Below are 25,396 nucleotides of genomic sequence, written 5' to 3'. Positions count from 1 at the left end.
CTCGGCCCGGCTGTGGGCTTACAGCCCCAGCATCAGCTTGAGGTTCTGCACCGCCGCGCCGCTGGCGCCCTTGCCGAGGTTGTCCAGCCGCGCGACGAGCACGGCCTGGCGGGTCTCCTCGTTGCCGTAGACGCGCAGTTCCATCTGGTTGGTGTCGTTCAGCGCCGTCGCCTCGATGCGGCCGCCTTCGGTCGGCAGCTCGACCCGGATCCATTCGCTGCCTTCGTAGTGCACTGCGAGCGCGTCGTGCAGGTCCACGAAATTCGGCTTGCGCGGCAGGTCGTCCAGGAACAGCGGCACCTCCACCAACATGCCTTGCCGGAAGTTGCCCACCGAGGGGATGAAGATCGGACGGCGCGTGAGGCCCGTGTACTTCACGATCTCCGGCAGGTGCTTGTGCTTGAGCGCCAGGCCATAGACCTCGAAGGGGCCCGATTCGCGCTTCTCGAAAGCCTCGATCATCGAGCGGCCACCGCCGGTGTAGCCGCTGGTGGCGGGGATCACGAGCGGGAAGTCCCTGGGAATCAGGCCGGCGTCGACCAGCGGGCGGATCAGGGCGATCGCGCCGGTCGAATAGCAGCCCGGGTTGCTGACTCGCTTGGCCCTGGCAATCGCTTCCCGCTGCCCGGGCGCGAGTTCCGGAAAGCCGAACACCCAGGCGTCGTGCACCCGGTGCGCCGTCGAGGCGTCGATCACGCGTGGGGCGCGGCCGTGCTCGTTTTCGATGGCGGCGATCATGGCCGCCGACTCGCGCGCCGCGTCGTCATGCAGGCACAGGATGACCAGGTCCACGCCGGCCATCAGCTCGCGCTTGGCGGCCGGGTCCTTGCGTCGCTCGGGCGCGATGCTCACCAGCTCGATCGCCGGCATCTTCTCCAGCCGCTCGCGGATCTGCAGGCCGGTGGTGCCGGCTTCGCCATCGATGAACACCTTGGCCATCGCTCTCGTCCTGTGGGAATTGCTTATGGAACGCCCAACCAAATGCAATGGGTTGGTGCATTGCACCATGATACAGTTCCGGACTGTTTTCCGCAGGCGGGGCGTCAGGAGCCGCACGACCCGCCGCCGGGCACACCCCTCCCAGTTCCTCGAGAGACATTCCATGAAGATTCACGAGTACCAAGGCAAGGAAATCTTGCGTCAGTTCGGCGTGCCCGTGCCGCGCGGCATCCCCGCATTCACGGCGCAGGAGGCGGTGGAAGCCGCGCAGAAGCTCGGCGGCCCGGTCTGGGTCGTCAAGGCCCAGATCCATGCCGGCGGCCGCGGCAAGGGCGGCGGCGTCAAGGTCGCCAAGAGCGTCGATGCGGTCAAGGACCTGGCCGGCAACATGCTCGGCATGCAGCTCAAGACGCACCAGACCGGCCCCGAAGGCCAGAAGGTGCGGCGCCTGTACATCGAGGACGGCGCGGACATCCAGAAGGAATACTACGTGTCGGTCGTGACGGACCGTGCGTCGCAGAAGGTGGCGTTCATCGCCTCGAGCGAAGGCGGCATGGACATCGAGGAAGTCGCCCACTCGCATCCCGAAAAGATCAAGAAGGTGTTCGTCGACCCGCTCACCGGGCTGACGGACGCGCAGGCCAAGGAGATCGCCGACGGCATCGGCATCCCGGCCAGCTCGACGGCCCAGGCCGCCGACGTGTTCAAGAAGCTGTACCGCTGCTACATGGAGACCGATGCGTCGCTGGTCGAGATCAATCCGCTCAACCGGGACAGCAAGGGCAACATCATGGCGCTCGACGCGAAGTTCAACTTCGACTCCAACGCCCTGTTCCGCCATCCCGAGATCGTCGCGCTGCGCGACCTCGACGAGGAGGACCCGGCCGAGATCGAAGCCAGCAAGTTCGACCTCGCCTACATCTCGCTGGACGGCAACATCGGCTGCCTGGTGAACGGTGCCGGCCTGGCGATGGCCACCATGGACACCATCAAGCTGTTCGGCGCCGAGCCGGCCAACTTCCTCGACGTCGGCGGCGGCGCCACGCCCGAGAAGGTGACCGAGGCGTTCAAGATCATGCTGAAGAACCCGAAGGTCAAGGCGATCCTCGTGAACATCTTCGGCGGCATCATGAAGTGCGACACCATCGCCACCGGCATCATCACCGCCTGCAAGGCGGTGAACCTTTCCGTGCCGCTGGTCGTGCGCATGAAAGGGACCAACGAGGAACTGGGCAAGAAGATGCTGGCCGAATCGGGCCTGCCCATCATCAGCGCGGACACGATGGCGGAAGCCGCGCAAAAAGTCGTCGCCGCAGTGAAGGCCTGAGGAAGCAGAACATGTCGATCTACATCAACAAGGACACGCGTGTCATCACGCAGGGCATCACGGGCAAGACCGGCCAGTTCCACACCGAGATGTGCCAGAAGTACGCCAACGGCAAGGCCTGTTTCGTCGCCGGCGTGAACCCGAAGAAGGCGGGCGAAAAGATCTTCGACATCCCGATCTTCGCCAGCGTCAAGGATGCCAAGAAGGACACCGGAGCGACGGTCTCCGTGATCTACGTGCCGCCGGCCGGTGCCGCCGACGCCATCTGGGAAGCCGTCGAAGCGGACCTGGACCTGGTCATCTGCATCACCGAAGGCATCCCGGTCAAGGACATGCTGGTCGTGCGCAACAAGATGAAGGCCAAGGAGGCTGCGGGCGGCAAGAAGACGCTGCTGCTCGGCCCCAACTGCCCGGGCCTCATCACGCCCGACGAGATCAAGATCGGCATCATGCCCGGCCACATCCACAAGAAGGGCCGCGTGGGCGTCGTCTCGCGCTCCGGCACGCTGACCTATGAAGCCGTGGCGCAGCTCACCGAGCTGGGCATCGGCCAGTCCAGCGCCGTCGGCATCGGCGGCGACCCGATCAACGGCCTGAAGCACATCGACGTGATGAAGGCGTTCAACGACGACCCGGACACCGACGCCGTGATCATGATCGGCGAGATCGGCGGCCCGGACGAGGCGGACGCCGCGCGCTGGTGCAAGGCCAACATGAAGAAGCCGATCGTCGGCTTCATCGCCGGCGTCACGGCGCCTCCCGGCAAGCGCATGGGCCACGCCGGCGCGCTGATCTCCGGCGGCGCCGACACGGCCGACGCCAAGCTCGCCATCATGGAAGAGTGCGGCTTCACGGTGACGCGCAACCCGTCCGAGATGGGCCGCCTGCTGAAGTCCCTGCTCTAAAAGCTTTAAGCACAAGCACGCACGGCGCCCCGCCGTGCCGCCGGTACACTGCCGCCGCATGGAAGCATTGCAGACGGCGGATTTCTGGATCGGGTTGGTGAAGATCGTCTGGATCAACATCATCCTGTCCGGCGACAACGCCGTGGTGATCGCGCTGGCGGCGCGTACCCTGCCCCATCACCAGCAGAAGCAGGCCGTCCTGTGGGGTTCCGGCGCGGCCGTCGTGATGCGCGTGGCGCTCACGGTCGTCGCGGCCAAGCTGCTCGCCCTGCCCTACCTGCAGATCATCGGCGGCCTGCTGCTGCTGTGGATCGGCGTGCAGCTGCTGTCCGAAGAGGACGAGGACGAGAACGAAAGCCCGTCGCAGGCCAACGCCAGCATGATGGCCGCGATCCGCACGATCCTGGTCGCCGACCTGGTAATGAGCCTGGACAACGTGATCGCAGTGGCGGCGGCCGCGGGTGGCAGCCTCATGCTGCTGATCCTCGGGCTGGCGATCAGCATCCCGCTCGTCATCTTCGGTGCCACGCTGATGGTCAAGCTGATGGAGCGTTTTCCGATCATCGTCGTGGCGGGCGCCGGCCTGATCGGCTGGGTGGCGGGCGAGACGATCTCGAGCGATGCGATCCTTGCATCCACGGTGTCGGGGAACCGCTGGCTGCACTACGCGGCTGCCGCCGCCGGCGCGGTGCTGGTGATCGCGCTGGGCAAGTTGATGCAGGCCCGCGCCCGCGCGCAAGCAGCCTGAATCCGGCCCGGGCCGGGGCGCGATCCGGAAATGCGCAGATTGCAACAAAACGTTTGTCCATCGTGACAAAGTCCCTTGTCCGGCTCTGGCACGTCTGTTAACGTCCACCGGCCTGCTGCCGCGCTGACGGCGTCGGGCCGGTGCGGCGTCGCCGCGTGGATCGTGGTCAGGACGGGGGCGGCTGTGGGCAAATCTTCATCAAAGCGTGGCCGGTTCTGGCGCGCCGACTGGTTCGTGGGCGCCGTCCTGGTCCTCGCCGTCTTCCTGCTGTGGAAGGCAACGGACGTCTTCGAATCCATCGAGCGCCGCTTCTACGATCTGGCGAGCGTGCAAAGCTCGCGCCGGCCCGCCGACCGCATCGCGGTCATCGCGATCGACGACCAGAGCATCGCCAACATCGGCCGCTGGCCCTGGCCGCGCGACGTGCATGCCGAGCTGATCGACAAGCTCGCCGCGGCGAAGGCCAAGACCATCGCCTACGACGTCTTCTTCACCGAGCCGCAGACCGATCGCGGGCTGGTTTTCATCCGCAAGATCAAGGAAGCGCTCGGCCCCAGTGCCGACGCGGTCCAGAACGAGGCGCTCGCCAAGCTCATGTCGGACGCCGAAGCGACCCTGGACACCGACGGCAAGCTCGCGGCCAGCATGGCCAGGGCCGGCAACGTGATTGTCCCTTCGGTGTTCGTGCTGGGCGAGCCGCTCGGCAAACCGGACAAGGAGCTGCCTGCGGCCGTCGCGAAGAACACGGTGGAAGAAAAGGACGGCTATTCACTCCCAGCCTTGCGCGGCCAGTATCCGATCGATCCGGTCGCGAACGCCGCCGCCGGCATCGGCCACCTGAACCAGACCAACGACGCCGACGGGGCGGTGCGTGCGGATCCGCTGCTGGTGAACTACTACGGGCGGGCCATCCTCTCGATGGCGCTGATCACCGCGGCCAAGAGCCTCAACCTCGGGTCCGCCGACATCGCGATTCGCCCGGGCGAGGGCGTGACCGTGGGCAAGCTGAAGATCCGCACGGACGATGCCGCGCGCATCCTGCCCCAGTTCTACCGCGCGCGCGACGGCAAGCCGGCGTTTGCCGTGGATTCGTTCTATGACGTGCTGACCGGCAAGATCCCGGCCACCAAGTACGCGGACAAGATCGTGCTGATCGGCCCCACGGCGCAAGGCGTGGGCACCACCTTCCCGGTGCCCGGGTACCCCGCGCTCAGCCCCGCGGAGATGATGGCGCACGTCACCTCCAGCATCCTCAACGAGCACTTCATCGTCGAGCCGGGCTGGGGGGGATGGGCGTCGTTCGCGGCTTTCCTCGTGATCGCTGCGTACATCATCGCGGTCCTGCCACGACTCTCGGCCGGCTTCGGTGCCGGAACCACCGCGGGCTTGCTGCTGCTCCTGGTCGGCCTGGAGTACTTCCTGCTGGCCGGGTCGGCGACCTGGCTGCGGCTCGCGATGCCCGCCACGCTGCTGGTCATCGGCCACCTCGCGCTCACCACCAAGCGCTTCCTCGTCACCGAAGCCGGCAAGCTCAAGTCGGACGAGGAATCGGCCGAGACGAACCGCATGATGGGCCTGGCGCTGCAGGGCCAGGGCCAGCTCGACATGGCGTTCGACCGGTTCAGCCGCGTGCCCATGAGCGATCCGCTCATGGACAACCTTTACAACCTGGCGCTCGATTTCGAGCGCAAGCGGCAGTTCAACAAGGCGCAGGCCGTGTACGAGCACATGGCGCGGTACAACAAGGACTACAAGGACCTGCAGTCCAAGCTCAATCGCGCGAAGAACCTGTCCGAAACGGTGATCCTGGGCGGCGGCGGCTCGCACCCCGGCGGCACCATGCTGCTGGATGGCGGCGCGGTGGAAAAGCCCATGCTGGGCCGCTACCAGGTCGAAAAGGAGCTGGGCAAGGGCGCCATGGGCGTGGTGTACCTGGGCAAGGACCCGAAGATCGGCCGGGTGGTGGCGATCAAGACGATGGCGCTGTCGCAGGAGTTCGAGGGCGACGAACTGAACGACGCGCGCGAGCGCTTCTTCCGCGAGGCCGAGACGGCCGGGCGCCTGCAGCACCAGAACATCGTCACCATCTTCGATGCCGGCGAGGAGCACGACCTCGCGTACATCGCGATGGAGTTCCTCAAGGGCCGCGACCTGGTCGACCACTGCAAGGACGGCCAGCTGCTGCCGGTGCCCAAGGTGGTTTCCATCGTCGCACGCGTGGCCGAGGCGCTGGCCTATGCGCACCGGGCCAACGTCGTGCACCGCGACATCAAGCCGGCCAACATCATGTACGAGCTGGAGAGCGACACCGTGAAGGTGACGGACTTCGGCATCGCGCGCATCACCGACTCGAGCAAGACCAAGACAGGCCTCGTGCTGGGCACGCCCAGCTTCATGTCGCCCGAGCAGATCGCGGGCAAGAAGGTGGACGGGCGATCGGATCTGTACTCGCTCGGCGTCATGCTGTTCCAGATGCTCACGGGCGTGCTGCCGTTCCGCGGCGACTCGATGGCGGAGCTGATGTACAAGATCGCCAACGAGGAGGCGCCCGACATCCGCGTCATCCGCCCCGAGATTTCCGAGCGGCTGGCCAGCGTGGTGGCCCTGGCCCTCGCGAAAAGGCCGGAGTTGCGCTACCAGGACGGTGACCGGTTCGCGGCCGACCTCCGTTCGGTGCTGGCGGTGATGCCCGGGGCCGACACCGCCCGGTCGCCCGCCTACGAGAAGACCGTCGTCGGCGCGCCGCCCGGCTATGATCCGCCGGCTGCGGCGCGACCCACTTTCGAAAAGACCGCCGTGTACACCAAGCCCGAGGGCGACGATGGGCCAGGCGCTTGATCCGGCAACCATGAATTACGAGTTCAGCATCCGCACCGACCCGGGACTGGCCCGCGAGAACAACGAGGATTCCCTCGCCGTCGACGAGGAGGCGCGCCTGGCGGTCCTGGCCGACGGCATGGGGGGCTACAACGCCGGCGAGATCGCCAGCGGCATGGCCACCACCTTCATCAAGTCGGAGCTGGGGCGCTGGCTCTCGCAGGCCGGGCGCAGCGCGAACACGCGCGAAGTCCGCCGGGCCATGGAGATCTGCGTCGACAACGCGAACCGTTCGATCTTCAACGCCGCCAATTCCAACCCGCAGTACAGCGGCATGGGAACGACCCTGGTGCTCGGGGTCTTCGGCGATGGCCGGCTCACGCTCGGCCACATCGGCGACTCGCGCTGCTACCGCCTGCGCAGCACGGAGTTCGCGCAGATCACCAAGGACCATTCGCTGCTGCAGGAACAGATCGATGCCGGACTGATCACGCCGGAGCAGGCCGCGACCTCCACCAACAAGAACCTCGTGACCCGGGCGCTGGGCGTGGAGGACGCGGTGTTGCTGGAAGTCAACGAACACAGGGTCGAGCCGGGCGATATCTACCTGATGTGCTCCGACGGGCTGTCGGACATGGTGGATGATGAGGGGATCGCGAAGATCCTCCTCCAGGAGGTCCCCTTGGAGCAGAAGGTCGCGGAGCTGGTGGATGCGGCCAACGCCAACGGGGGCCGGGACAACATCTCGGTGCTGCTGGCCCAGGCGAGCGAGGGGTCGAAAAAAAAGGGCTTGCTCTCCCGACTGCTGGGAAAATAGCCTTTGGTATTAGTTTGCCGATAATGACGAGTATGACGAACAGGAGTGGGCCATGCCGAAGATGATTGTTTCGATCGACGGTGTTGTCATCAAGGAAGTGCAGCTGACCAAGGACCGGACCACGCTGGGACGACGGCCCTACAACGACATCGTCATCGATAACCTCGCCGTCAGTGGCGAGCACGCGGTGTTGCAGATGAACGGCAACGAGGTCTACCTCGAGGACCTGAACAGCACCAACGGCACCTACATCAACGGCAAGGCCGTCAAGAAGCAGCTGCTGCAGAACAACGACACCGTCGAGATCGGCAAGTACAAGATCAAGTACATCAACGAGGTCGCCGGGCCGACGTTCGAAAAGACGATGATCCTCAAGCCGGGGACGGTGCTGCCCCCCGTGCAGGCGCCGGCGGCCGCAGCTGGCCAGGCGGCGCCGGCGGCCAACGGCGCCGCGACGCAGGCGGGGGATCTCGGCCACATCAACGCCAGCATCAAGGTGCTGTCGGGCGCGGCGGCCGGCCGCCAGGTTCCGCTGGTGAAGGTGGTCACCACGATCGGCAAGCCGGGCGTGGCGGTGGCGGCCATCACGAAGCGGCCGCACGGATTCGTCGTCGCGCATGTCGAGGGCGGCAACAAGCCGACGCTCAATGGCGCGGCCATCGGCGCCGAGCCGGTGACGCTGAAGAACGGCGACCTGCTGGAGCTGGCCGGCACGCAGATGCAATTCGTGCAGGCCTGAGCCGCACGGCAAGAGCGACAGCGCGGCGCGCCAGAACGCCGCCTCGAGGAGAAGAGGGGTTCGGGGCCGCATGGGCTTGCTCTCGAAACACTGGTCCCGCATCGCGGTGACCCTCATACCGCTGGTCTTCGCCCTGCTGCACGCAACGGGCGTGCTCGACATCGGCGTGCTCCAGCGCCTGGACGACATCATCTACGACGCCCGCTTGCGCGCGACCATGCCGCGCACCCTGGACGACCGGATCGTCATCGTCGACATCGACGAGAAGAGCCTGTCGGAGATCGGCCACTGGCCATGGGGCCGCAACAAGGTCGCGCAACTGGTGGACGAACTGTTCGACCGGCAGAAGGTCGCGATCGTCGGGTTCGACGTTTTCTTCACCGAAGCGGACGAGAGCTCCGGCCTGTCGCGGCTCAAGCAGCTCGCCCGCGGCGAGTTCAAGGACTCGCCGGGCTTCGCGGCGCGACTGGACCAGATGCAGCCGGCCCTCGACTACGACGCGCTCTTCGCGAAATCGCTGACCCGCCGTCCGGTCGTATTGGGCTTCTACCTGACGGGCGCGGAACAGGCCAAGGGCGTGCTGCCGGCGCCGGTGATGCGCCGGGAAGACCTCAAGGGCCGGCCCATCAAGTTCCTGCATTTCAAGGGCTACGGCTCCAACATCGAGCAGCTGGCCCAGGCCGCGCCCATGGCCGGCAACACCAATCCGGTGGTGGACAGCGACGGGGTGCTGCGCTCGATCCCGCTGGTGGGCGAATACAAGGGCGAGTACTACGAGGCGTTGTCGCTCGCGATGTACCGCCTGCTCATCGGCCTGCCGAGCGTCGCGCCGGGGTTCGTGCAGGACACGAAGTTCTTCAGCTCCAGGGGCTACGACTCGCTCGAGAGCATCCAGCTGCACAAAGGCAATGGCTACTTCTCGATCCCCGTCGACAACCGGGTGAGCAGTCTCATTCCCTACCGCGGCCCGGGTGGCGTGAACGGCGGCAGCTTCCGCTATGTCTCGGCCGCCGACGTCCTCGCGAAGCGCCTGAAGGACGGCGAGCTCAAGGACAAGATCATCCTCGTGGGCACGACGGCCCAGGGCCTGCTCGATCTGCGCGTGACGCCGGTGGGCGAGACCTATCCGGGGGTGGAGGCGCATGCCAACGTGATCTCGGGATTGCTGGACGGCAAGATTTTCTATCGGCCCGACTACGCGATGGGCTACGACGTGTTCATCCTGCTGCTGGCCGGACTGACGCTGGCCGTCGGCCTGCCGCTGTTGTCGGCCACCCGCGCGGTGCTCCTGAGCGTCGGCGTGATCGCCATCGTCTTCGGCCTGAACGTCTATTTCTATTCGGCGGCGGGGCTGGTGCTGCCGCTGGCGGCGGCGCTGGTCATGTGCATCACGGCCTTCGCATTGAACATGTCGTACGGCTACTTCGTCGAGAGCCGCAGCAAGCGCGAGCTGGCCAACCTGTTCGGCACCTACGTGCCGCCCGAGCTGGTCGACGAGATGGTCAAGGACCCCGAGGCCTACTCGATGAAGGCCGCGAACAAGGAACTGACGGTGATGTTCTGCGACATGCGGGGCTTCACTCAGATGTCCGAGAAGATGGAGCCGACGCAGCTGCAGGAGCTGCTCAATGGCGTCTTCGACAGGCTGACCGACATCATCAGCCGCAACCGCGGCACCATCGACAAGTACATGGGCGACTGCGTGATGGCTTTCTGGGGCGCGCCGGTCGACCTGCCGAACCACGCTCATCTCGCCGTGAAGGCGGCGATGGAGATGGCCCATGCCGTTCGCAAGGTCAACGAGGAGCACCGCGCCAGGGGCATCCCCGAGATCGGCATCGGCATCGGCGTGAACACCGGCACGATGTGCGTCGGCGACATGGGATCGAACAACCGCCGCGCCTACACGGTGATCGGCGACGCGGTGAACCTCGGCTCGCGCCTGGAAGGCCTGTCCAAGGTGTATGGCGTGGACATGGTGGTGAGCGAAACAACCCGCAAGCTCGCGCCGGAATTCGCCTGGCAGGAGCTGGACCGGGTGCGCGTCAAGGGCAAGGAGCAGGCGGTGGCGATCTTCCGGCCGCTGGCGCCGGCCGACCGCATCGAGAAAGCCCACCAGGACGAACTCAAGGCCTGGGCGGCGTTCCTCAAGGCCTACCGCGCCCAGGACTGGGATCAGTGCGACGTGCTGATGCTCAATCTGCAGCGGATGATCGGTAAAAAATACCTTTACGAATTGTATTCAGAGCGTGTAGCCTCGATGAGGCTGCTGCCCTTCGACCCGGCGTGGGACGGCGCGACCAACTTCGATACTAAATAGGGAACAGGGATGAAGGTACGGGTCCTGGGCTGCTCCGGCGCAATCGCGAAGGATTGCCGGACCACGTCCTTCCTCATCGACGGCGACGTGCTGGTGGACTGCGGCACCGGCGTGGGCGACCTGACCCTGACCCAGATGAAGGGCATCGAGCACGTCCTGCTCACGCACTCGCACCTGGACCACATCGCGTCGCTGCCGCTGATGGTCGACGCGATCGCGTCGACGCTCACCCGGCCGGTGCGGGTGCATGCGCTGCCCGGCACGATCTCCGCGCTGAAGGCGCACGTCTTCAACAACGTGATCTGGCCGGACTTCAGCCGCATCCCCAGCCCCGAAAGACCTTTCATCAGCTTCGAAGAAATTCACGTGGGGCAGACGCTGCAGCTCGCCGGCAAGACGATCGAGGTGCTGCCGGCCGTGCACACGGTGCCGGCCGTCGGCTACGCCGTGACCTCGGGCAAGGGGTGCTGGGTGTTCACGGGCGACACCGAGCGCAACCCGGCGTTCTGGCGGCGCATCAACGAGATGAACATCGCCGCGCTGGTGATCGAGACGGCCTTCTCCAACCGCGAGAAGGACCTCGCCCGGCGGGCCCTGCACCTGGCGCCCAGCTCGCTCGCCGAAGAGCTCGACTGCATCGACAAGGACAAGCGCTTCCCGATCTACATCACGCACACCAAGCCGGCCGAGACCGACATGATCATGTCGGAGATCCAGAAGTTCGACCAGACGCAGCCGTTCGGCCCGAACGTGGCCCACGACATCCGGTGGCTGCACGCCGGCCAGGAGTTCGATCTGTGAGCGGAGGTCCGAGATGAGCGCCGTGCTCAAGCCCAGGGAACACGATTCGCAGGCCTTCTACGACTCGCAGCAGCTGCCGCCCGACCAGCGCGGCGTGTCGTTCGAGGCGCTGTTCTTCCGCCAGTTGCAGCTGGTCACGACGAAGATCCACGAGACGGAGAACGTCGACCAGATCATGCTCGAGGCGAGCCAGGACATCTGCCGCCTGTTCAACGCCGACCGCCTGACGCTGTACGCGGTGAGCGAGGATCGCACGTCCATCGTCTCCAAGCTCAAGACCGGGCTGAACACGAGCAAGGACCTCAAGCTGCCGATCAGCCCGCAGAGCCTGGCGGGCTACGTGGCGTTCTCCAAGCAGATGATCAACATTGCCGACGTCTACGACGACGAGGCGCTGAAGAGGATCCATCCGAACCTCGCCTTCCTCAAGGAGGTCGACAAGCGTTCGGGCTACCGCACCAAGCAGATGATGGTGTTCCCGATCACGGACGGGGACCAGCTGTTCGGGGTGCTGCAGGTCATCAACAACAAGAGCGACCAGCCCTTCGGCGAACTGGAGCTGGAGGGCGCCGCGCAGCTATGCAAGACGCTCGCCACGGCGATCCGCCAGCGCATGCAGCGCGCGGAGGAAGGTCAGCGCCGGCGTGCGACCAAGTACGACGGCCTCGTGGCTGCGGGCGTGATCACGGCCGACGAACTGAAGCAGGCGATCCACAAGGCGCGCGAGGACGCATTGCAGGTCGAACACGTGCTGATGGCCGACTTCTCGATCCGGCCCGCACAGATCGGCCCGTCGCTCGCGAAGTACTTCGGTGTCCCCTACGAGCCCTTCAACTCGGGCCGTCTGCGCCTGGAGACGCTGCACGGCCCCCTCAAGCGCGACTTCATCACCGAGCAGGGCTGGATCCCGCTGGAGGAATCGCCCGAAGGGCTGGTGATCATGTGCACGGACCCGGAGGCGGTACGCGGCTCGCGCATCGTGCCGCAGGTGTTCCCGCGCCATTCGAAATTTTCCTATCGCGTCACGACGCAGACGGAATTCGAGGAGACGCTGGCGCAGCTCTGGGGCGCCGATCAGGGCGGCTCGGTCGAGGAGCTGCTGGCCGACATGTCGGCGCCGATGGACGACGAAGGCGGCGAGGAAGGCGATGTCGTCTCCGCCGCCGCCGACAACGAACTCGTCAAGTTCGTCAACAAGGTGATCATCGACGCCTACAACATGAAGGCATCGGACATCCACGTCGAACCGTTGCCGGGCAAGGCCAAGACCGGCATCCGCTTCCGCGTGGACGGCTCGCTGCAGCCGTACATCGAGGTCCCCGCGCATTTCCGCCAGGCGATGGTCACGCGCCTGAAGATCATGTGCGATCTGGACATCTCCGAGAAGCGCAAGCCGCAGGACGGCAAGATCAAGTTCAAGAAGTACGGACCGCTGGACATCGAGCTGCGCGTGGCGACCATTCCGTCGGCCGGCGGCGTCGAGGACGTGGTCATGCGTATCCTCGCGGCCGGCGAGCCGATCCCGCTGGAGAAGCTGGGTCTGACGCCGGTCAACAAGGAGCGCCTCGAGAAGACGGTGAGCAAGCCCTACGGCCTGTTCTACGTCTGCGGTCCCACCGGCTCGGGCAAGACGACCACGCTGCACTCGATCCTGAAGTTCCTCAACACGCCCGACACCAAGATCTGGACGGCGGAGGACCCGGTCGAAATCACGCAAAAGGGGCTGCGCCAAGTCCAGGTGAACAAGAAGGCGGGCATCGATTTCGCCCTCGTGATGCGCGCCTTCCTGCGCGCCGACCCCGACATCATCATGGTGGGCGAGTCGCGCGACAAGGAGACGGTGTCGATGGGCGTGGAGGCGTCGCTCACCGGTCACCTCGTTTTCTCGACGCTGCACACGAACTCGGCGCCCGAGTCGATCATCCGACTGCTGGACATGGGCATGGACCCGTTCAACTTCGCGGATGCGCTGCTCGGCATCCTCGCCCAGCGCCTGGCCAAGAAGCTGTGCGACTGCAAGGAGGCCTACGCCCCCGACCAGGAGGAGATCAAGACCTTCATCGCCGAATACGCGGAGGACCTGCGGCACACGCCCGCGTGGAAGGCCGATTACGCCGGCGAGGCGAAGAAGCTGTACGAGAGCTGGGTCAAGGCCTACGGCGAGAACGGGCGGCTGAAGTTCTACAAGCCGGTCGGCTGCGACAAGTGCAGCAAGAGCGGCTACAAGGGGCGCATCGGCCTGCATGAACTGCTGGTGGCCGACGATCCCGTCAAGAAGCTGGTGCAGGAGCGCGCTCGCGTCGCCGAGATCTTCGTGCAGGCCGTGGCGAGCGGCATGCGCACGCTGAAGATGGACGGCATGGAAAAGATCATGGCAGGCCTGACGGACCTGAAGCAGGTCAGGTCGGTGTGCATCAAGTGAGGAATAGCGTCGCTGACAAAAATGTCCAAGATACCCGCCCTTGCGAGCCCTTTTTGATAGTTTGTTGCGGTGCACACCTCCAAATACGCCGATTTTGTGAGGCTTGGCGCGTGGCACGCGACTTGCACATCCATGCCGCTTCTTCAACAACCTCTGGAGGACTCCAATGAAGCGTGCTCTGCAAAAGGGTTTTACCCTGATCGAACTGATGATCGTGGTCGCGATCATCGGCATTCTGGCCGCCGTGGCTCTGCCCGCCTATTCGGACTACACCGTCCGCGCCAAGGTGTCGGAGATCGTTCTGGCTGCGTCCCAGTGCCGCACCAGCGTCACCGAGACCGTGCAGTCGTCCTCTGCCAGCCTGCCTGCCGCTGACTTGTGGGGTTGCGAGTCGAATACCAACATCGCAGCCGGAACGGGATCCACCACGTCCAACGTGACCAAGTACGTGACCTCTGTCCACGTCAGCGATGCGGGCGTCATCCAGGTTACGTCGAGCTCCTCGGCGGATCTCGCCAACAAGGGTGCCGACGGTAAGATCGTTGAACTGGCCCCCTACGTGAACAACGGCGGCACCATCGCCCCGATGGCGACCACCGACGCCGGCAAGAACATCTACAAGTGGATCTGCGGCGGCGGCACCACCACCATGCCCACCAAGTACCTGCCCGGTTCCTGCCGCGGTCAGTAATGGCTTGCTAGCGCCAGCCTGAAGAGGTTGGTTCGAGCAGCAAGAGGTGCGAGAGATCGCACCTCTTTTATTTTGTTCGCAGCATGATGAAATCGGCCGACCTGAAAGACTGGCTTACGTTGTGGATGGGGCTTGTGCTGGGCATCGCCTACCTGCTGCCCAACCACTACTCGCCCTGGGTGGCCTTCTATCAGGAGTTCGCGGCGGCGCTGGCCTTCTTACCGGTTTGCCTCTGGGCGAGCGTTCGCGCCCGGCAGGTGCCGGCCACGTTCTGGGGCGGGCTGGCGCTCGCTGCGGTCCCGCTGGCGCAGCATGCTGCCGGAATGCTGTCGTTCGGGGCCGACGCGTACCTGGGTTTTCTCTATATGGCGGGTTTTGCCCTGTGCGCGCTCGCCGGGGCGCAGCTCGTGGCCGACCAGAAGCAGGGCGATCCTCTGACGGCGATGAAGCCTCTTTGCCTGGCTCTCCTTGTGGCAGGCCTGGTGTCCGTGGCCATGGCGACCCACCAGTGGCTCACGATGCAAAGACTGGCGGTGCTGGTAGTGGATATGCCCCCTTGGGGCCGGCCCTTTGCCAATCTGGCGCAGCCCAATCACCTGGCGACGCTGCTGCTGATGGGAATGGCATCGACGTTGCTGCTGTTTGAGTCGAAGGCGATCGGGCCGGTGACGGCCTGCGCCGCAGCCGCCATGCTGATCTCCGGTCTGGTCATGTCAGGCTCGCGGTCGGTCATGCTGGCCTTGATCTGGCTGGTTCCCCTGATCTGGTATTTCTCCCGGCGAATCGCCCTCAGAGCCCGCCCGCTTGCACTTGCGGCCTTCGCGGGCTCGTACATCGTTCTTTCATGGCTGTGGCCGGCCATCAACCGGCTACTACTCGTCAGCGCGGATGCAGGCTCCACGCTCGCGCGCGTCGGCAGCGGGGATGTCCGGATCGCCTATTGGCGCTCCATGCTCGAGGCCGCGGCGATGTCGCCCTGGCTGGGCTATGGCTGGAGCCAGAGCCTGCATGCGCAGATCGCAACGGCCCTTGACTTCCCGCCCCAGCATCTTGTCTTCGAGAGCGCGCACAACTTCATGCTGGACCTGGTGCTGTGGTGCGGCATACCGCTGGCTGCGACCTTCGGGGTGGCGTTGCTGCTCTGGGTGAGGCGGACGGCGGCCGCGGTGTCCAGCGGCACGGCCCTGGCGGCGCTTCTCATGGTGTTCGCCGTGCTCAGTCACAGCCTGGTGGAATACCCGCTGCAATTCGCGTACTTCCTCCTTCCCGTCGGATTCGTGATGGGTGGGTTGGACGCGCTCAGGCAACCGCATGCGTCGCTGGCCCCGCGCAAGTGGTTGCGCCCGCTCGTCGCGTTGCCGGCCGGTGCTGTGCTTGCCCTGATGGCGCTGGTGGCCACCGAGTATTTTTCTTTCGAGGAAGAATGGCGCCGTATTCAGTTTCGCGAGGCCCGCATCGGCGACTTGAGGCCGACTCCGGTGCCGAAGGCGCTGCTCCTGGATAATCTCGAGACGCAGGCATGGGCCGCCGCGCAATTGCCGAACAAGGAAATGCCGCCGCAGGACATCGCTCGCATCGATCGGGTCTGGCGGCGTTACGGCAATCCCTCCGCCATGTACAAGGAGGCAACGACGGAGCTGCTGCAGGGCCATGAAAGCCGGGCCGAGGCAATCGTCGAAACCTTGTGCCGGCTCCATTCCAAAAAGCGCTGCGAGCTTGCCCGTCAGGCGATGAACAGCCCGGATGACGGCGATGGTGCTGGTGCCGCGAAATGAATACGACATGCTTGTTCTGAAAGACCGCAGGAAGGAACTGCGCATGGATCTGCCGCTGGAATCTTTCTGATGCTGGCACGATCCGCGGGCATCATCCTTCTTCTTCCGTGGCTCTGGCCTTTCGCTTCGGGCCCTTCGACGTCCGTCATGCCTTGGCTGGTGGGCGCTGCCTGCACGGCGCTGCTCGCGCTCCTTGCCGGCGCGGGCATCAGCCGCACGATCTGCACGGTCGCCGCCATCGCCTTGCCACTCGCCGCCTCGCGTGCCGCATCGCCGCTGGAGCCCGCGGCCCTCATCGGCGGGCTACTGATGATCGCGCTGGCCGCCGGCATCAGCGCCTCACTGCTGCTGCGCGGCGATGTCGCCGCCGTCGCGCGTGCCTGGTGGCTCGCGGCCGTGGTCAGCACGGCCCTCGCGCTGCTGCAGTACTTCGGCGCCGCCGGGGCATTCAGCGCCTGGGTCAGCCCCACGGAAGCCGGCATCGCCTACGCCAACTTGCGCCAGCGCAACCAGTTCGCGTCCCTGACCGCGATCGGCCTCGCCGCGCTGCTGTGGGAAGCGCGGCGCGGCATGCGGCCGGCGTTCGTCCTGCCGCTGGCGGCGTGCCTGGGGCTGGGCAATGCCGCGTCGTTATCCCGCACGGGGCTGCTCGAGTTCATCGTGCTGGCCGCGCTGGCGTCGTCGTGGCCCGGGCGGTCACGGGGCCAGCTGCAGACCGTGTTTTGCGCGCTCGCGGCCTATGTCGCGGGCGTGCTGCTGCTGCCGGTGCTGCTGTCGGCGGCGACGGGCATTGCGGGCGAGAGCCTTTGGCATCGGCTTTCGCATCCTGATGCGTGCGCCGGTCGGGCCGTGCTGTGGTCCAACGTGCTGCACCTGATCGGCGAACGCCCGTTCTTCGGCTGGGGTTGGGGCGAGCTCGATTACGGCCACTACATGACGCTGTATCCCGGCGCCCGGTTCTGCGACATTCTCGACAACGCGCACGACCTGCCGCTGCACCTGGCCGTCGAATTCGGCCTTCCGGTAGCGGTCGTTGTTTTCGGGCTGGCGGCCTGGGCGGTGCTGCGCGCGCGGCCGTGGCGCGAGGCCGATTCGCACCGGCAACTCGCCTGGGCCGTGCTCGCCGTGATCGCGATCCACAGCATGCTCGAATACCCGCTCTGGTATGCCCCGTTCCAGATCGCATGCGGTCTCGCGATCGGACTGCTCTGGCCGGGCGACGTCGTGGGCGCTCGGCGCGCGGGCGCGCGCATGGTGGCGCCGATCATGCTGGCCGCCGCAGTCGCCTATGCCGCTTGGGACTACACGCGCATCAGCCAGATCTACCTGCCGAGCGAGGAGCGACTGGCCGCCTACCGCGACGATCCACTACCACGCATCCGGCAATCCTGGCTGTTTCGCGAGCAGGCGCGATTCGCGGAGCTCACGCTCACGCCGCTCACACGCGCCAATGCGCAGTGGACGTTCGACATGTCGCAGGAGATGCTCCATTACTCGCCGGAGCCGCGCGTGATCGAGAAGGTGATCGGAAGCGCGATCCTGCTCGGTCGGCAGGATGTGGCGCGCGCGCAGGTCGCGCGTTACCGGGCAGCATTCCCGAAGGAGCATGCACAGTGGCTGCGCGTGCAAACCGGCGTCAAGGATTGACGAAGCTGCCCGACTTTCCGCCGTGCTTCTCGCGCACGCGCACGTCCGTGATCGTCATGCCGCGGTCCACCGCCTTGCACATGTCGTAGATCGTCAGCAGCGCCACCTGCACGGCGGTGAGGGCTTCCATCTCGACGCCGGTGGGCCCGACCGTCTCCACGGTCGCCGTGCAGTCCACGCCCGATTGCCCACGATCGATCTCGAATTCCACCGCCACGCGCGTCAGCGCCAGCGGGTGGCACAGCGGGATCAGGTCGCTGGTCTTCTTTGCCGCCTGGATGCCGGCGATGCGCGCGACCCCCAGCACGTCGCCCTTCCTGGCTGTCCCGGACTCCACCAACGCCAGCGTCGCCGCCTGCATGAGAATGCGGCCGGAGGCCACCGCCACGCGGTGGGTCGCGGGCTTGCCGGCCACATCCACCATGTGGGCCTGGCCGTGGGTGTCGAAATGGGTGAGGGAACTCATGGGCTGGCAGCGGCTCGAACCGCGCGTTACGGGCGGTTCACTTTCATCATGCATCATACGGCCATGGTCATAGCCAAGGAACGTTTGCGGGCCAGTGGGGTCCATCTGGGCATCAGCCTGTGCATCGCGGCCGCGGCCGCCCTCCTCGTGTTCACCTTGTGGTATCCGTACCCGTACCGGCAGGTCTCCGGCGGGCGCGAGCTGTTCACGATCCTCGTGTCGGTCGACGTGGTGCTGGGCCCCTTGATCACGCTCACGATCTTCGACCGGCGCAAGCCCGTGCGGGAGCTCGTGATGGACCTGACGGTGGTGGCGCTGATCCAGCTGTCCGCATTGGCCTACGGCCTGTGGACGGTGGCCGTGGCCCGTCCCGTGCACCTGGTGTTCGAGTTCGACCGGCTGCGGGTCGTGCATGCGATCGAGGTTCCCGACCAGCTGCTCGCTTCGACGCCGCCCGGCATCGTCGCCGAGCCCTGGACCGGCCCCACGCTGCTGGCGGTGCGTCCGTTCCGCAATGCCAAGGAGTCGGCGGATGCCACGCTGGCAGCGCTCGGAGGCGCGCAGCTCAGCGAGCGGCCGGACCTCTGGCAATCCTATGCGGCGGCACGCGACCGGATAGTTGCTGCCGCACACCCGGTGGAATCGCTCAAGCGCAAGTATCCGGCCCAGGCGGCCCTCATCGACGCCGCCTTGCAGCGCTCCGGCCGCGACGCGGCGCATACGCTGTACCTGCCGATGGTGTCGCGCGCGTACGCCTGGACCGCCTTCCTCGATCCGCAGACGGCGGAGGTTGTCGGCTTCGTGCCGGTGGATTCGTTTTGAAGACCTGCACGCCTTTTTTCCTTCGTTGCCTCTGCCTGCTGCTCGCCGCCGGAATTGCCGGTGCGCCGGTGCGCGCGCAGATGCCTTCGCTGGGCGGCGGCGGCGACCTGAGCCTGGCGGCTGAACGCAAGATGGGCGAAGAGGTCGCGCGCGAGCTGTACCGCGACCCGGACTTCATCGAGGACCCCGTCCTCGACGAGTACATCCTGGGTATCTGGACGCGCCTGCGCGCGGCGGCGCGCGCGCGCGGCGACCTGGCCGACATCGACGACCGCTTCGCCTGGCAGGTGCTGCTCGGCAAGGACCGCACGATCAACGCGTTCGCGCTGCCGGGGGGCTGGATGGGCATGAACCTCGGCCTGATCAGCGCGACCACCAACGCGGACGAAGTCGCCGCGGTGCTGGGACACGAGCTCACGCACGTCACGCAGCGCCACATCTCGCGCATGATGTCGCAGCAAAGCCGCCAGCTGCCCTTGATGGTCGGCGCGATGATCCTGGGCGCCATCGCCGCCAGCAGGAACGCCGACGCGGCGAATGCGGCCGTGGTCGGCGGTCAGGCGCTGGCCATGCAGAACCAGCTGAATTTCACGCGCGACATGGAGCGCGAGGCGGACCGCATCGGCTTCGCCGTGGCCACGCAGGCCGGCTACAGCCCGCAGTCCTTCGCCACGATGTTCGAGAAGCTGCAGCATGCCTCGCGCCTGAACGACAACGGCGCTTATCCGTACCTGCGCACGCACCCGATGACGACCGAGCGCATCGCCGAAGTGCAGCAGCGCCTGCAGCTCGCACCGCCGGCGCCGCCGCGCCCGCCGGACCTGGTCCACCTGATGATGGCGGCCCGCGCGAAGGTGCTGTCGGAGCCGGGCGTGGACATGCTGCGCAGCTACGTCGCCGCGGACGCGGTCCGCCCGGACGGCAATGCCGCGCGCGAAATCAGCACGCTTTACGCGGCCGCGCTGGCCCAGATGAAGCTGCGCGACACGAAAGCGGCGCTCGCGATCGCGCAGCGGCTGCTGCCGCTGACCGCGGGCAATCCCGAGGCCGCGCGCCAGGCCAAGCTGCTGGCGGCGGAGATCGCGTTGCAGGCGGGTGACCCGAAGCCCGCCGAGGCGTTGGCCGACGCCCCGGGCCGCCCGGAGCTGGTGTTGTCCTCGCGGGCCCGCCTGGGCGACGGCCAGGCCGCCGCCGCCAGCGACAAGCTGCAGACCTGGGTCGCCCTGCACCCGAAGGATTCAGTCGTGTGGCAACTGCTCTCGCAGGCCTGGGCGGCGCAAGGGCAGACGCTGCGTTCGATCCGCGCCGATGCGGAGGCCCACGCCGCGCACCTGGACTGGCAGGCGGCGCTGGACCGCTTCCGGGCCGCGCAGGACTTCTCGCGTCGGCCCGAGGTCGCGCAGCGCGATCACATCGAGGCGTCGATCATCGACGCCCGCGCGCGGGAGATGACGTCACTTCTGCGAGAACAGGCGCTCGAGCGCTGACTCGATCAGGATTCCCAGCACCGAGTAGATCAGCGAGCCGATCAGCGCGGCGAGAAAACTGCGCACCTGAAAGCCTTCGAGCATCGACGCCGCCGCCGAGAACATCAGGGCGTTGATCACGAAGAGGAACAGGCCGACGGTGAGCAGCGTCACCGGCAGCGTCAGCACCACCAGGATCGGCCGCACGAAGGTGTTGAGCAGCCCGATCACCAGCGCGGCGAGCATCGCCGAGCCGAAGCTGCGCACCTCGACCCCGTCGTAGATGTAGGCGACGAAGAGCAGCGCCGACGCGAGCAGCAGCCACTTGGCAAGGACCTTCAGCATGGCGCGAGAGCATAGCACCGCGCGCCCTGCGGCCCGGCCTCATTCCGCGGCGAGCGCGAGCGCCGCGGCGAGACCGACCACCGCGGCGGGAAGCTGCCAGCGCGCATCGGCCTTCGTGCCGGTCTGCTCGGGCGTCAGCGGTGCCAGCGGCCCCCTTCGCGACGACCCGCCGCACCTGGTGGCCGCGCCGGCGCAAGGCCGGTTCAAGCCGCTTGAACACCTCGCCCGACCAGCGTTCGCGCCAGGCCTGGCGCGCCGCGTGGCTGGTCCACTTGCCGAGGTGCCGCGTCAGGCGCGGCGGGCACGCCACCAGCACCCAGCGCGCGGGCACGGCGCCTTCGCTGCACATCATGGGCGCGAGCTGCCGCAGCGCCCAGGGCGCGTCGTCCACATACACGATGATGCTTTCCATCGCACGCTCCTTCGTCAGGCACCGGCCGAACGCAGCTGCGCCGCGCGGCCCGCGGCGAGCACGCCGGTGATCGCGGCGACATAGGTGAGCCAGCGCAGCGCGGCTTCGTCGAAAACGTCGTCCAGCAGCGGCTCGTGCACGATCATCCGGGCCGCGGTGAAGGCGAGCACGGCGGCACCGGCCTGGATGATCAGCGGGAAGCGCTGCACCAGCCGCAGCACGACCGAGCTGCCGAACACCACGATGGGCACGCTCACCAGCAGGCCCACGACGACCAGCAGGAAGTCGCCGTGCGCCGCGCCCGCCACGCCGAGGACGTTGTCGATGCCCATCAGCGCATCGGCCACGACGATCGTGCGCATCGCGCCCCAGAAGGTGGCGGCCATCGGGCCACGCGCTTCGTGGTCGTCGGGGCTGGCAATCAACTTGTAGGCGATCCACACCAGCCCGAGGCCGCCCAGCAGCATGAGGCCGGGGATGCGCAGCAGCCACACCACGCCAACCGTCATGGCCGCACGCACGACGATCGCGCCGACGGTGCCCCACACGACGGCCTTCTTCTGCAAATGTCGGGGCAGGTTGCGGGCGGCCAGCGCGATCACGATCGCGTTGTCGCCCGCCAGCACCAGGTCGATGAGGATGATGGCGGCCAGCGCGGACCACCAGGTCGTCGAGAGAATTTCCATGCGAACGCTCCTTTGGGCTGTGGAGCGGATTCGTTCGCGCGCATGCCGCACTTCGACCGAACCCGATCCGGGTTGCGAGTCGAAGGTCTTGCTCGGCAGTAAAAGCGGTTTGCCCGGCGCGCCGGGAACCGTTGCGGGTTCCGTATTGACGGCGACGCCGAATGGGAGCTACTCCCCTTCGTGCGTCAATTAGAGCACAAGGACGCGCGCCCTGCGCACCGCCGCGCTACCATGAGCGCAGCAGTATGGCCGCCATCCACATCACCGACATCGAAGCCGCGATCAACCATTGGCGCGAGCGCAAACCTTCGCCCGACGGCATCACACTCGCGCCGGAGCTGCGCGCGCTGGCCGAGGTGTACGCGCTGATGGTGTTCCAGCGCGCAGACGAGGCGGATGAGCGGGGCTTTCCGCCTGCGGCGTACGTGGCGTGGAAGGCCTGGTACGACACGACGCCAGATACGCCGTGCATCGCCATCTGCTCGACCAGCCAGGGCGACGAGCGATGCAAGGGATGCGGTCGCACCTTCGAGGAAGTGCAGCGCTGGCCCGAGATGAGCCCGGCCGACAAACGCCGCACCTGGCGCCGCATCACGCTGCAGGCCGACGCGTGGCGCTTCAACCGCTACGCCGAGCGGGCCGCGCGAACGGCGGAACGCGCGGAGTCCTGATGCGCCGGCTCACGCAGGCACCCAACATCGCGATCGCCGCGCTCTGGGTGGACGCGTTGCGCCACGCCGGGATCGAAGCCAGCGTGCAGCGCTATTACCTCGGCGCGGTGGCCGGCGAGATCCCGCCGGACCAGTGCCTGCCGGAAATCTGGCTGATGCACGAGGAGCAGGAGGGCGCGGCGCGCGCGCTGCTGCGCGACCTGGCGCGCGTGCCGCAGCGGCGCTGGCATTGCAGCTGCGGCGAGCTGGTCGAAGGCGGCTTCGAGCAGTGCTGGAACTGCGGCGCGTGGATGCCGCGCTAGCGCGAGATCACTTCCAGCGCCGCGGCTCGAGATCGACCGTTCGTGCGCCGTCGCCGATCATCAGCACGCCTTCCTGGATGGTGGCCTGCAACTGCATCGTGCGCTGTGCCAGTTGCGCCAGCGCCTGCGACGACTCCGCCGGGATGCGCCACACGGCGAGGTTCGCCAGGCGCGCGAGCTTGCCTTCGATGCCGCGCCACCAGACCTCGGCCGCGGACGAGAACGCATAGACCTCCACCTCGTCGGCCTGGCTGCAGGCCTTCGCCACCGGCTTGTCTTCCGGCTGGCCCACCTCGATCCAGACCCGCGCGCGCCCGGTGTAGTCGCGCACGATCACGTCGGGCTCGTCCGGCGACGACAGCCCCGCGCCGAAGCCGAGCGTCGCGTCGCCTTCGCACACCGTCTGCAGCTTGTGCGCGTTGAGGGCCAGCGCCGCGAGCCGGATCATCATGCGCTCGTCGGTCTCGCTCGGATGGCGCGCCAGCGTGAGCGCGTGGTCGGCGTAGTAGCCGTGGTCGATGTCGGCCACGGCCAGCTGCGCCTTGAAGATGGTGGACTTGAGGGCCATTGTCAGGAGGGCGGACCCAACAGGACCTCGACGTCCATGCGTCCGGCCTTGCGTCGGGCCAGTTCGAGTTTGGCTGCGAAATGTCCGCTCCTGGCTGCACGCGCAAGCGCATCGTCGGCGGCTCGGACGTCGCCGAGCACGCGTAGCACATGCGACTTCACGAACCAGAGCTGCGGGTCCTCGGGTCTGCGTTTCTCAGCCTCTGCCAGGTCTGCCAGCGCCGCTTCGGTTTGGTTGAAGCGCAAGAACGTTTGCGCCCGGGCGATGCGGAAACTGGCATTGGTGGGGGCCAGCGTGATGGCCTCATTGATGTCCGACATGGCTCCATCCAGATTTCCCTGGCGGTACCTCTCGTTGCCACGGTTGAACAGAATCCGGCTGGCACCCGCCACGTGATGCGAAGCAAGCTTGGCTGCGGCATCTTCCCAGAGCGCCGCGCGGGAACTGAAGCTCTCCAGCCGATCGCGTGCCTGCACCGCGAGCAGCGCCAGCGTCAGGCCGCCGGCGGCGAGCAGCGCGCGCCTGGGTGCGAGGGCAAGCAAACTGGCCGCCACTGCGGCGTAGCCAATGGCCCACGTATAGCTGCGGTACAGCACATAGGGCTCCTGCAGGCGCACCGTCCCGACTTCGACCACGTACAGGCCGGCCACAAAGAAAAGGCCGAATGCCGCTGGCCGCGCCCTGGGCCACCGCCACGCGGCCCAGGCTGCGAGCCCCAGGAGGCCTCCGATCAGCAGGAAGGCGAGCCACGCCCACGGACTCCCGTACAGCTGAAGAAAATCGATGCGCAGGTCCACCGACATCTTCGCGGTGTCCGGCCACCACCACTGAAATGCGTAGCTGAAAAACAGCTGGGCCTGGTTGACCGCCGACAACAGCCAGCGCTCCCGACCACTGGCAAAGGGGGGCAGGCTGTGGACCTCGGCCTCCAGTTCGGCCAGTCCCGGTTCGTAGGCGTGCCCGATCGCATGGCCGCCGTATCGCAATGCGTAAAGGATGGCCGGCACGCACAACAGGAGATACATGCCGGCGAGACGTGCATGAACCTTCGTAGGCCGCCCGAACATGGCCAGGAGAGACAGCGACGCGAAGGGGACCACCACGGCGTGCTCTTTGCAAAGAATCGCCAGGGTCGCGAACAAGGCGGCCTGCGCCGTCGCGGTGGCCGAGCCTTCGCGCAGGCCCGCATGGAGATTTCGAAGCCCCATCAAGGTGAACAGCGTCGCCATGACGGTGGTTCGCTGGACCAGATAGCCGGCCGCGTATACCGCCACGGGATGCAGCAGGAAAGCGAACGCAACCCAGGCAGCGATCCAGCGGGCTGGCGCGGGGCTCCACCCGGCCCTGGGCAGGCGCGGCATCACATCTTCACCGAGCAGCGATTCCAAGAACCGATAGAGCTGCCAGGACACGGCGACATGCAAAGCCAGGCCGACCAGGCGGTGTGCCGCCATGGCGCCGATCTGGGTCTGTACCCAACCCAGTGTGAAGTAGGGCAAGCCACGCGGGCCGATTTGCCAAGGCTCGATGGCGGCCTGGGTCAGAAGCTCGGAGAAGAAAATGTTGCCATCGTCAAAGACGAAGGGGCTGTTGATATAGGGCCCGTAAAGGGCGAGACCGGCCAAGCCCATGACCGCCAGCAGCAGGAGGCGCCACCGCCAGCCGGATGCGTCGCTGTCGCGCCCCACCTGCGCGCTCACGATGAGTGGG

At 66.6% G+C, this 25,396-nt stretch carries 23 protein-coding genes; 16 read left to right on the top strand and 7 right to left on the bottom strand.

Features of this window, described 5'->3' with window-relative positions; all coding sequences use genetic code 11:
• Nucleotides 1–18 precede the first annotated feature (18 nt).
• On the bottom strand, nucleotides 19–939 hold the full coding sequence (gene argC / locus AC3EF3_RS19215; RefSeq protein ID WP_488533872.1) for an N-acetyl-gamma-glutamyl-phosphate reductase: 921 nt from the start codon (nucleotides 937–939) through the stop codon (nucleotides 19–21).
• Here argC and sucC point away from each other — a divergent pair.
• The 12 genes from sucC (at nucleotide 845) to AC3EF3_RS19155 (ending at nucleotide 17,948) form a co-directional block, all read left to right on the top strand.
• Nucleotides 845–2,266, top strand: a complete 1,422-nt coding sequence (gene sucC, locus AC3EF3_RS19210; protein WP_488533871.1) for an ADP-forming succinate--CoA ligase subunit beta — start codon at nucleotides 845–847, stop codon at nucleotides 2,264–2,266. The genes argC and sucC overlap by 95 nt on opposite strands.
• An 11-nt stretch (nucleotides 2,267–2,277) precedes the next feature.
• A complete protein-coding gene (gene sucD, locus AC3EF3_RS19205) occupies nucleotides 2,278–3,171 on the top strand; it encodes a succinate--CoA ligase subunit alpha (protein WP_488533870.1) in 894 nt (297 codons plus the stop codon).
• Between the two features lie 58 nt (nucleotides 3,172–3,229).
• Nucleotides 3,230–3,919: a TerC family protein gene (locus AC3EF3_RS19200; RefSeq protein WP_488533869.1), complete on the top strand. Its 690-nt coding sequence runs from the start codon at nucleotides 3,230–3,232 to the stop codon at nucleotides 3,917–3,919.
• A 234-nt stretch (nucleotides 3,920–4,153) separates the two neighbouring features.
• The gene (locus tag AC3EF3_RS19195; RefSeq protein WP_488533868.1) at nucleotides 4,154–6,757 is read left to right on the top strand and encodes a CHASE2 domain-containing serine/threonine-protein kinase; all 2,604 of its coding nucleotides are present in this window, start codon (nucleotides 4,154–4,156) and stop codon (nucleotides 6,755–6,757) included.
• 10 nt (nucleotides 6,758–6,767) lie between these two features.
• Nucleotides 6,768–7,553, top strand: a complete 786-nt coding sequence (locus AC3EF3_RS19190; RefSeq protein ID WP_488533867.1) for a Stp1/IreP family PP2C-type Ser/Thr phosphatase — start codon at nucleotides 6,768–6,770, stop codon at nucleotides 7,551–7,553.
• A gap of 52 nt (nucleotides 7,554–7,605) precedes the next feature.
• A complete protein-coding gene (locus AC3EF3_RS19185; protein ID WP_488533866.1) occupies nucleotides 7,606–8,292 on the top strand; it encodes an FHA domain-containing protein in 687 nt (228 codons plus the stop codon).
• A 70-nt stretch (nucleotides 8,293–8,362) separates the two neighbouring features.
• Nucleotides 8,363–10,612 carry a CHASE2 domain-containing protein gene (locus tag AC3EF3_RS19180; protein ID WP_488533865.1) on the top strand — a complete coding sequence of 750 codons (2,250 nt, stop codon included), beginning with the start codon at nucleotides 8,363–8,365 and terminating at the stop codon, nucleotides 10,610–10,612.
• Nucleotides 10,613–10,621: 9 nt separating this feature from the next.
• Nucleotides 10,622–11,413, top strand: a complete 792-nt coding sequence (locus tag AC3EF3_RS19175; protein WP_488533864.1) for a 3',5'-cyclic-nucleotide phosphodiesterase — start codon at nucleotides 10,622–10,624, stop codon at nucleotides 11,411–11,413.
• Between the two features lie 13 nt (nucleotides 11,414–11,426).
• Complete coding sequence (locus AC3EF3_RS19170) at nucleotides 11,427–13,835, top strand: GspE/PulE family protein (RefSeq protein ID WP_488533863.1); 2,409 nt, start codon at nucleotides 11,427–11,429, stop codon at nucleotides 13,833–13,835.
• 166 nt (nucleotides 13,836–14,001) lie between these two features.
• Nucleotides 14,002–14,526, top strand: a complete 525-nt coding sequence (locus tag AC3EF3_RS19165; protein ID WP_488533862.1) for a pilin — start codon at nucleotides 14,002–14,004, stop codon at nucleotides 14,524–14,526.
• Between the two features lie 83 nt (nucleotides 14,527–14,609).
• The gene (locus AC3EF3_RS19160; protein WP_488533861.1) at nucleotides 14,610–16,301 is read left to right on the top strand and encodes a PglL family O-oligosaccharyltransferase; all 1,692 of its coding nucleotides are present in this window, start codon (nucleotides 14,610–14,612) and stop codon (nucleotides 16,299–16,301) included.
• 69 nt (nucleotides 16,302–16,370) lie between these two features.
• A complete protein-coding gene (locus AC3EF3_RS19155) occupies nucleotides 16,371–17,948 on the top strand; it encodes a PglL family O-oligosaccharyltransferase (protein ID WP_488533860.1) in 1,578 nt (525 codons plus the stop codon).
• Here the strand turns inward: AC3EF3_RS19155 and moaC are convergent.
• Entirely contained in the window at nucleotides 17,938–18,414 is a 477-nt protein-coding gene (moaC, locus tag AC3EF3_RS19150; RefSeq protein WP_488533859.1) for a cyclic pyranopterin monophosphate synthase MoaC, read from the bottom strand. The two genes, AC3EF3_RS19155 and moaC, sit on opposite strands and share 11 nt — an antisense overlap.
• 63 nt (nucleotides 18,415–18,477) lie before the next feature.
• Between moaC and tfpZ the strand changes: the two genes are divergently transcribed.
• Together tfpZ and AC3EF3_RS19140 are read left to right on the top strand one after the other, a co-directional pair.
• Nucleotides 18,478–19,236, top strand: coding sequence for a TfpX/TfpZ family type IV pilin accessory protein (tfpZ, locus tag AC3EF3_RS19145; RefSeq protein WP_488533858.1), 759 nt, complete (start codon nucleotides 18,478–18,480; stop codon nucleotides 19,234–19,236).
• An 80-nt stretch (nucleotides 19,237–19,316) separates the two neighbouring features.
• A complete protein-coding gene (locus AC3EF3_RS19140) occupies nucleotides 19,317–20,723 on the top strand; it encodes a M48 family metalloprotease (RefSeq protein ID WP_488533857.1) in 1,407 nt (468 codons plus the stop codon).
• Here AC3EF3_RS19140 and AC3EF3_RS19135 read toward each other — a convergent pair.
• The 3 genes from AC3EF3_RS19135 to AC3EF3_RS19125 all read right to left on the bottom strand — a co-directional run bounded on the left by AC3EF3_RS19135 (nucleotide 20,691) and on the right by AC3EF3_RS19125 (nucleotide 22,145).
• A complete protein-coding gene (locus tag AC3EF3_RS19135; protein WP_488534108.1) occupies nucleotides 20,691–21,044 on the bottom strand; it encodes a phage holin family protein in 354 nt (117 codons plus the stop codon). The two genes, AC3EF3_RS19140 and AC3EF3_RS19135, sit on opposite strands and share 33 nt — an antisense overlap.
• A gap of 42 nt (nucleotides 21,045–21,086) precedes the next feature.
• Nucleotides 21,087–21,254: a hypothetical protein gene (locus AC3EF3_RS19130; protein ID WP_488533856.1), complete on the bottom strand. Its 168-nt coding sequence runs from the start codon at nucleotides 21,252–21,254 to the stop codon at nucleotides 21,087–21,089.
• Nucleotides 21,255–21,473: 219 nt separating this feature from the next.
• Nucleotides 21,474–22,145: a TerC family protein gene (locus AC3EF3_RS19125; RefSeq protein ID WP_488533855.1), complete on the bottom strand. Its 672-nt coding sequence runs from the start codon at nucleotides 22,143–22,145 to the stop codon at nucleotides 21,474–21,476.
• A gap of 245 nt (nucleotides 22,146–22,390) precedes the next feature.
• Between AC3EF3_RS19125 and AC3EF3_RS19120 the strand changes: the two genes are divergently transcribed.
• Both AC3EF3_RS19120 and AC3EF3_RS19115 read left to right on the top strand, forming a co-directional pair.
• On the top strand, nucleotides 22,391–22,816 hold the full coding sequence (locus tag AC3EF3_RS19120) for a DUF3717 domain-containing protein (protein ID WP_488533854.1): 426 nt from the start codon (nucleotides 22,391–22,393) through the stop codon (nucleotides 22,814–22,816).
• Entirely contained in the window at nucleotides 22,816–23,118 is a 303-nt protein-coding gene (locus tag AC3EF3_RS19115; RefSeq protein WP_488533853.1) for a putative signal transducing protein, read from the top strand. Before AC3EF3_RS19120 ends, AC3EF3_RS19115 begins: the two co-directional genes overlap by 1 nt.
• Nucleotides 23,119–23,125: 7 nt before the next feature.
• Here AC3EF3_RS19115 and AC3EF3_RS19110 read toward each other — a convergent pair whose 3' ends face one another.
• Nucleotides 23,126–23,686 (bottom strand): YaeQ family protein, encoded by a 561-nt coding sequence (locus AC3EF3_RS19110; protein ID WP_488533852.1) that lies wholly within the window; start codon nucleotides 23,684–23,686, stop codon nucleotides 23,126–23,128.
• Nucleotides 23,687–23,688: 2 nt separating this feature from the next.
• A complete protein-coding gene (locus AC3EF3_RS19105) occupies nucleotides 23,689–25,386 on the bottom strand; it encodes a hypothetical protein (RefSeq protein ID WP_488533851.1) in 1,698 nt (565 codons plus the stop codon).
• Nucleotides 25,387–25,396: the final 10 nt, after the last annotated feature.

It is taken from the genome of Ramlibacter sp. GS1-15, assembly GCF_057785015.1.
The sequence above is the reverse complement of the archived record's forward strand: the minus strand, read 5'-3'. Positions and strand labels throughout refer to the sequence as shown.

What these genes read in the sequence shown, in the direction of transcription:
- sucC (WP_488533871.1), top strand. Translation starts at nt 845, where the DNA reads ATGCTCACCAGCTCGATCGCCGGCATCTTCTCCAGCCGCTCGCGGATC.
- argC (WP_488533872.1), bottom strand. Translation starts at nt 939, where the DNA reads ATGGCCAAGGTGTTCATCGATGGCGAAGCCGGCACCACCGGCCTGCAG.
- sucD (WP_488533870.1), top strand. Translation starts at nt 2,278, where the DNA reads ATGTCGATCTACATCAACAAGGACACGCGTGTCATCACGCAGGGCATC.
- AC3EF3_RS19200 (WP_488533869.1), top strand. Translation starts at nt 3,230, where the DNA reads ATGGAAGCATTGCAGACGGCGGATTTCTGGATCGGGTTGGTGAAGATC.
- AC3EF3_RS19190 (WP_488533867.1), top strand. Translation starts at nt 6,768, where the DNA reads ATGAATTACGAGTTCAGCATCCGCACCGACCCGGGACTGGCCCGCGAG.
- AC3EF3_RS19185 (WP_488533866.1), top strand. Translation starts at nt 7,606, where the DNA reads ATGCCGAAGATGATTGTTTCGATCGACGGTGTTGTCATCAAGGAAGTG.
- AC3EF3_RS19180 (WP_488533865.1), top strand. Translation starts at nt 8,363, where the DNA reads ATGGGCTTGCTCTCGAAACACTGGTCCCGCATCGCGGTGACCCTCATA.
- AC3EF3_RS19175 (WP_488533864.1), top strand. Translation starts at nt 10,622, where the DNA reads ATGAAGGTACGGGTCCTGGGCTGCTCCGGCGCAATCGCGAAGGATTGC.
- AC3EF3_RS19170 (WP_488533863.1), top strand. Translation starts at nt 11,427, where the DNA reads ATGAGCGCCGTGCTCAAGCCCAGGGAACACGATTCGCAGGCCTTCTAC.
- AC3EF3_RS19165 (WP_488533862.1), top strand. Translation starts at nt 14,002, where the DNA reads ATGAAGCGTGCTCTGCAAAAGGGTTTTACCCTGATCGAACTGATGATC.
- AC3EF3_RS19160 (WP_488533861.1), top strand. Translation starts at nt 14,610, where the DNA reads ATGATGAAATCGGCCGACCTGAAAGACTGGCTTACGTTGTGGATGGGG.
- AC3EF3_RS19155 (WP_488533860.1), top strand. Translation starts at nt 16,371, where the DNA reads ATGCTGGCACGATCCGCGGGCATCATCCTTCTTCTTCCGTGGCTCTGG.
- moaC (WP_488533859.1), bottom strand. Translation starts at nt 18,414, where the DNA reads ATGAGTTCCCTCACCCATTTCGACACCCACGGCCAGGCCCACATGGTG.
- tfpZ (WP_488533858.1), top strand. Translation starts at nt 18,478, where the DNA reads ATGGTCATAGCCAAGGAACGTTTGCGGGCCAGTGGGGTCCATCTGGGC.
- AC3EF3_RS19140 (WP_488533857.1), top strand. Translation starts at nt 19,317, where the DNA reads ATGCCTTCGCTGGGCGGCGGCGGCGACCTGAGCCTGGCGGCTGAACGC.
- AC3EF3_RS19125 (WP_488533855.1), bottom strand. Translation starts at nt 22,145, where the DNA reads ATGGAAATTCTCTCGACGACCTGGTGGTCCGCGCTGGCCGCCATCATC.
- AC3EF3_RS19120 (WP_488533854.1), top strand. Translation starts at nt 22,391, where the DNA reads ATGGCCGCCATCCACATCACCGACATCGAAGCCGCGATCAACCATTGG.
- AC3EF3_RS19115 (WP_488533853.1), top strand. Translation starts at nt 22,816, where the DNA reads ATGCGCCGGCTCACGCAGGCACCCAACATCGCGATCGCCGCGCTCTGG.
- AC3EF3_RS19110 (WP_488533852.1), bottom strand. Translation starts at nt 23,686, where the DNA reads ATGGCCCTCAAGTCCACCATCTTCAAGGCGCAGCTGGCCGTGGCCGAC.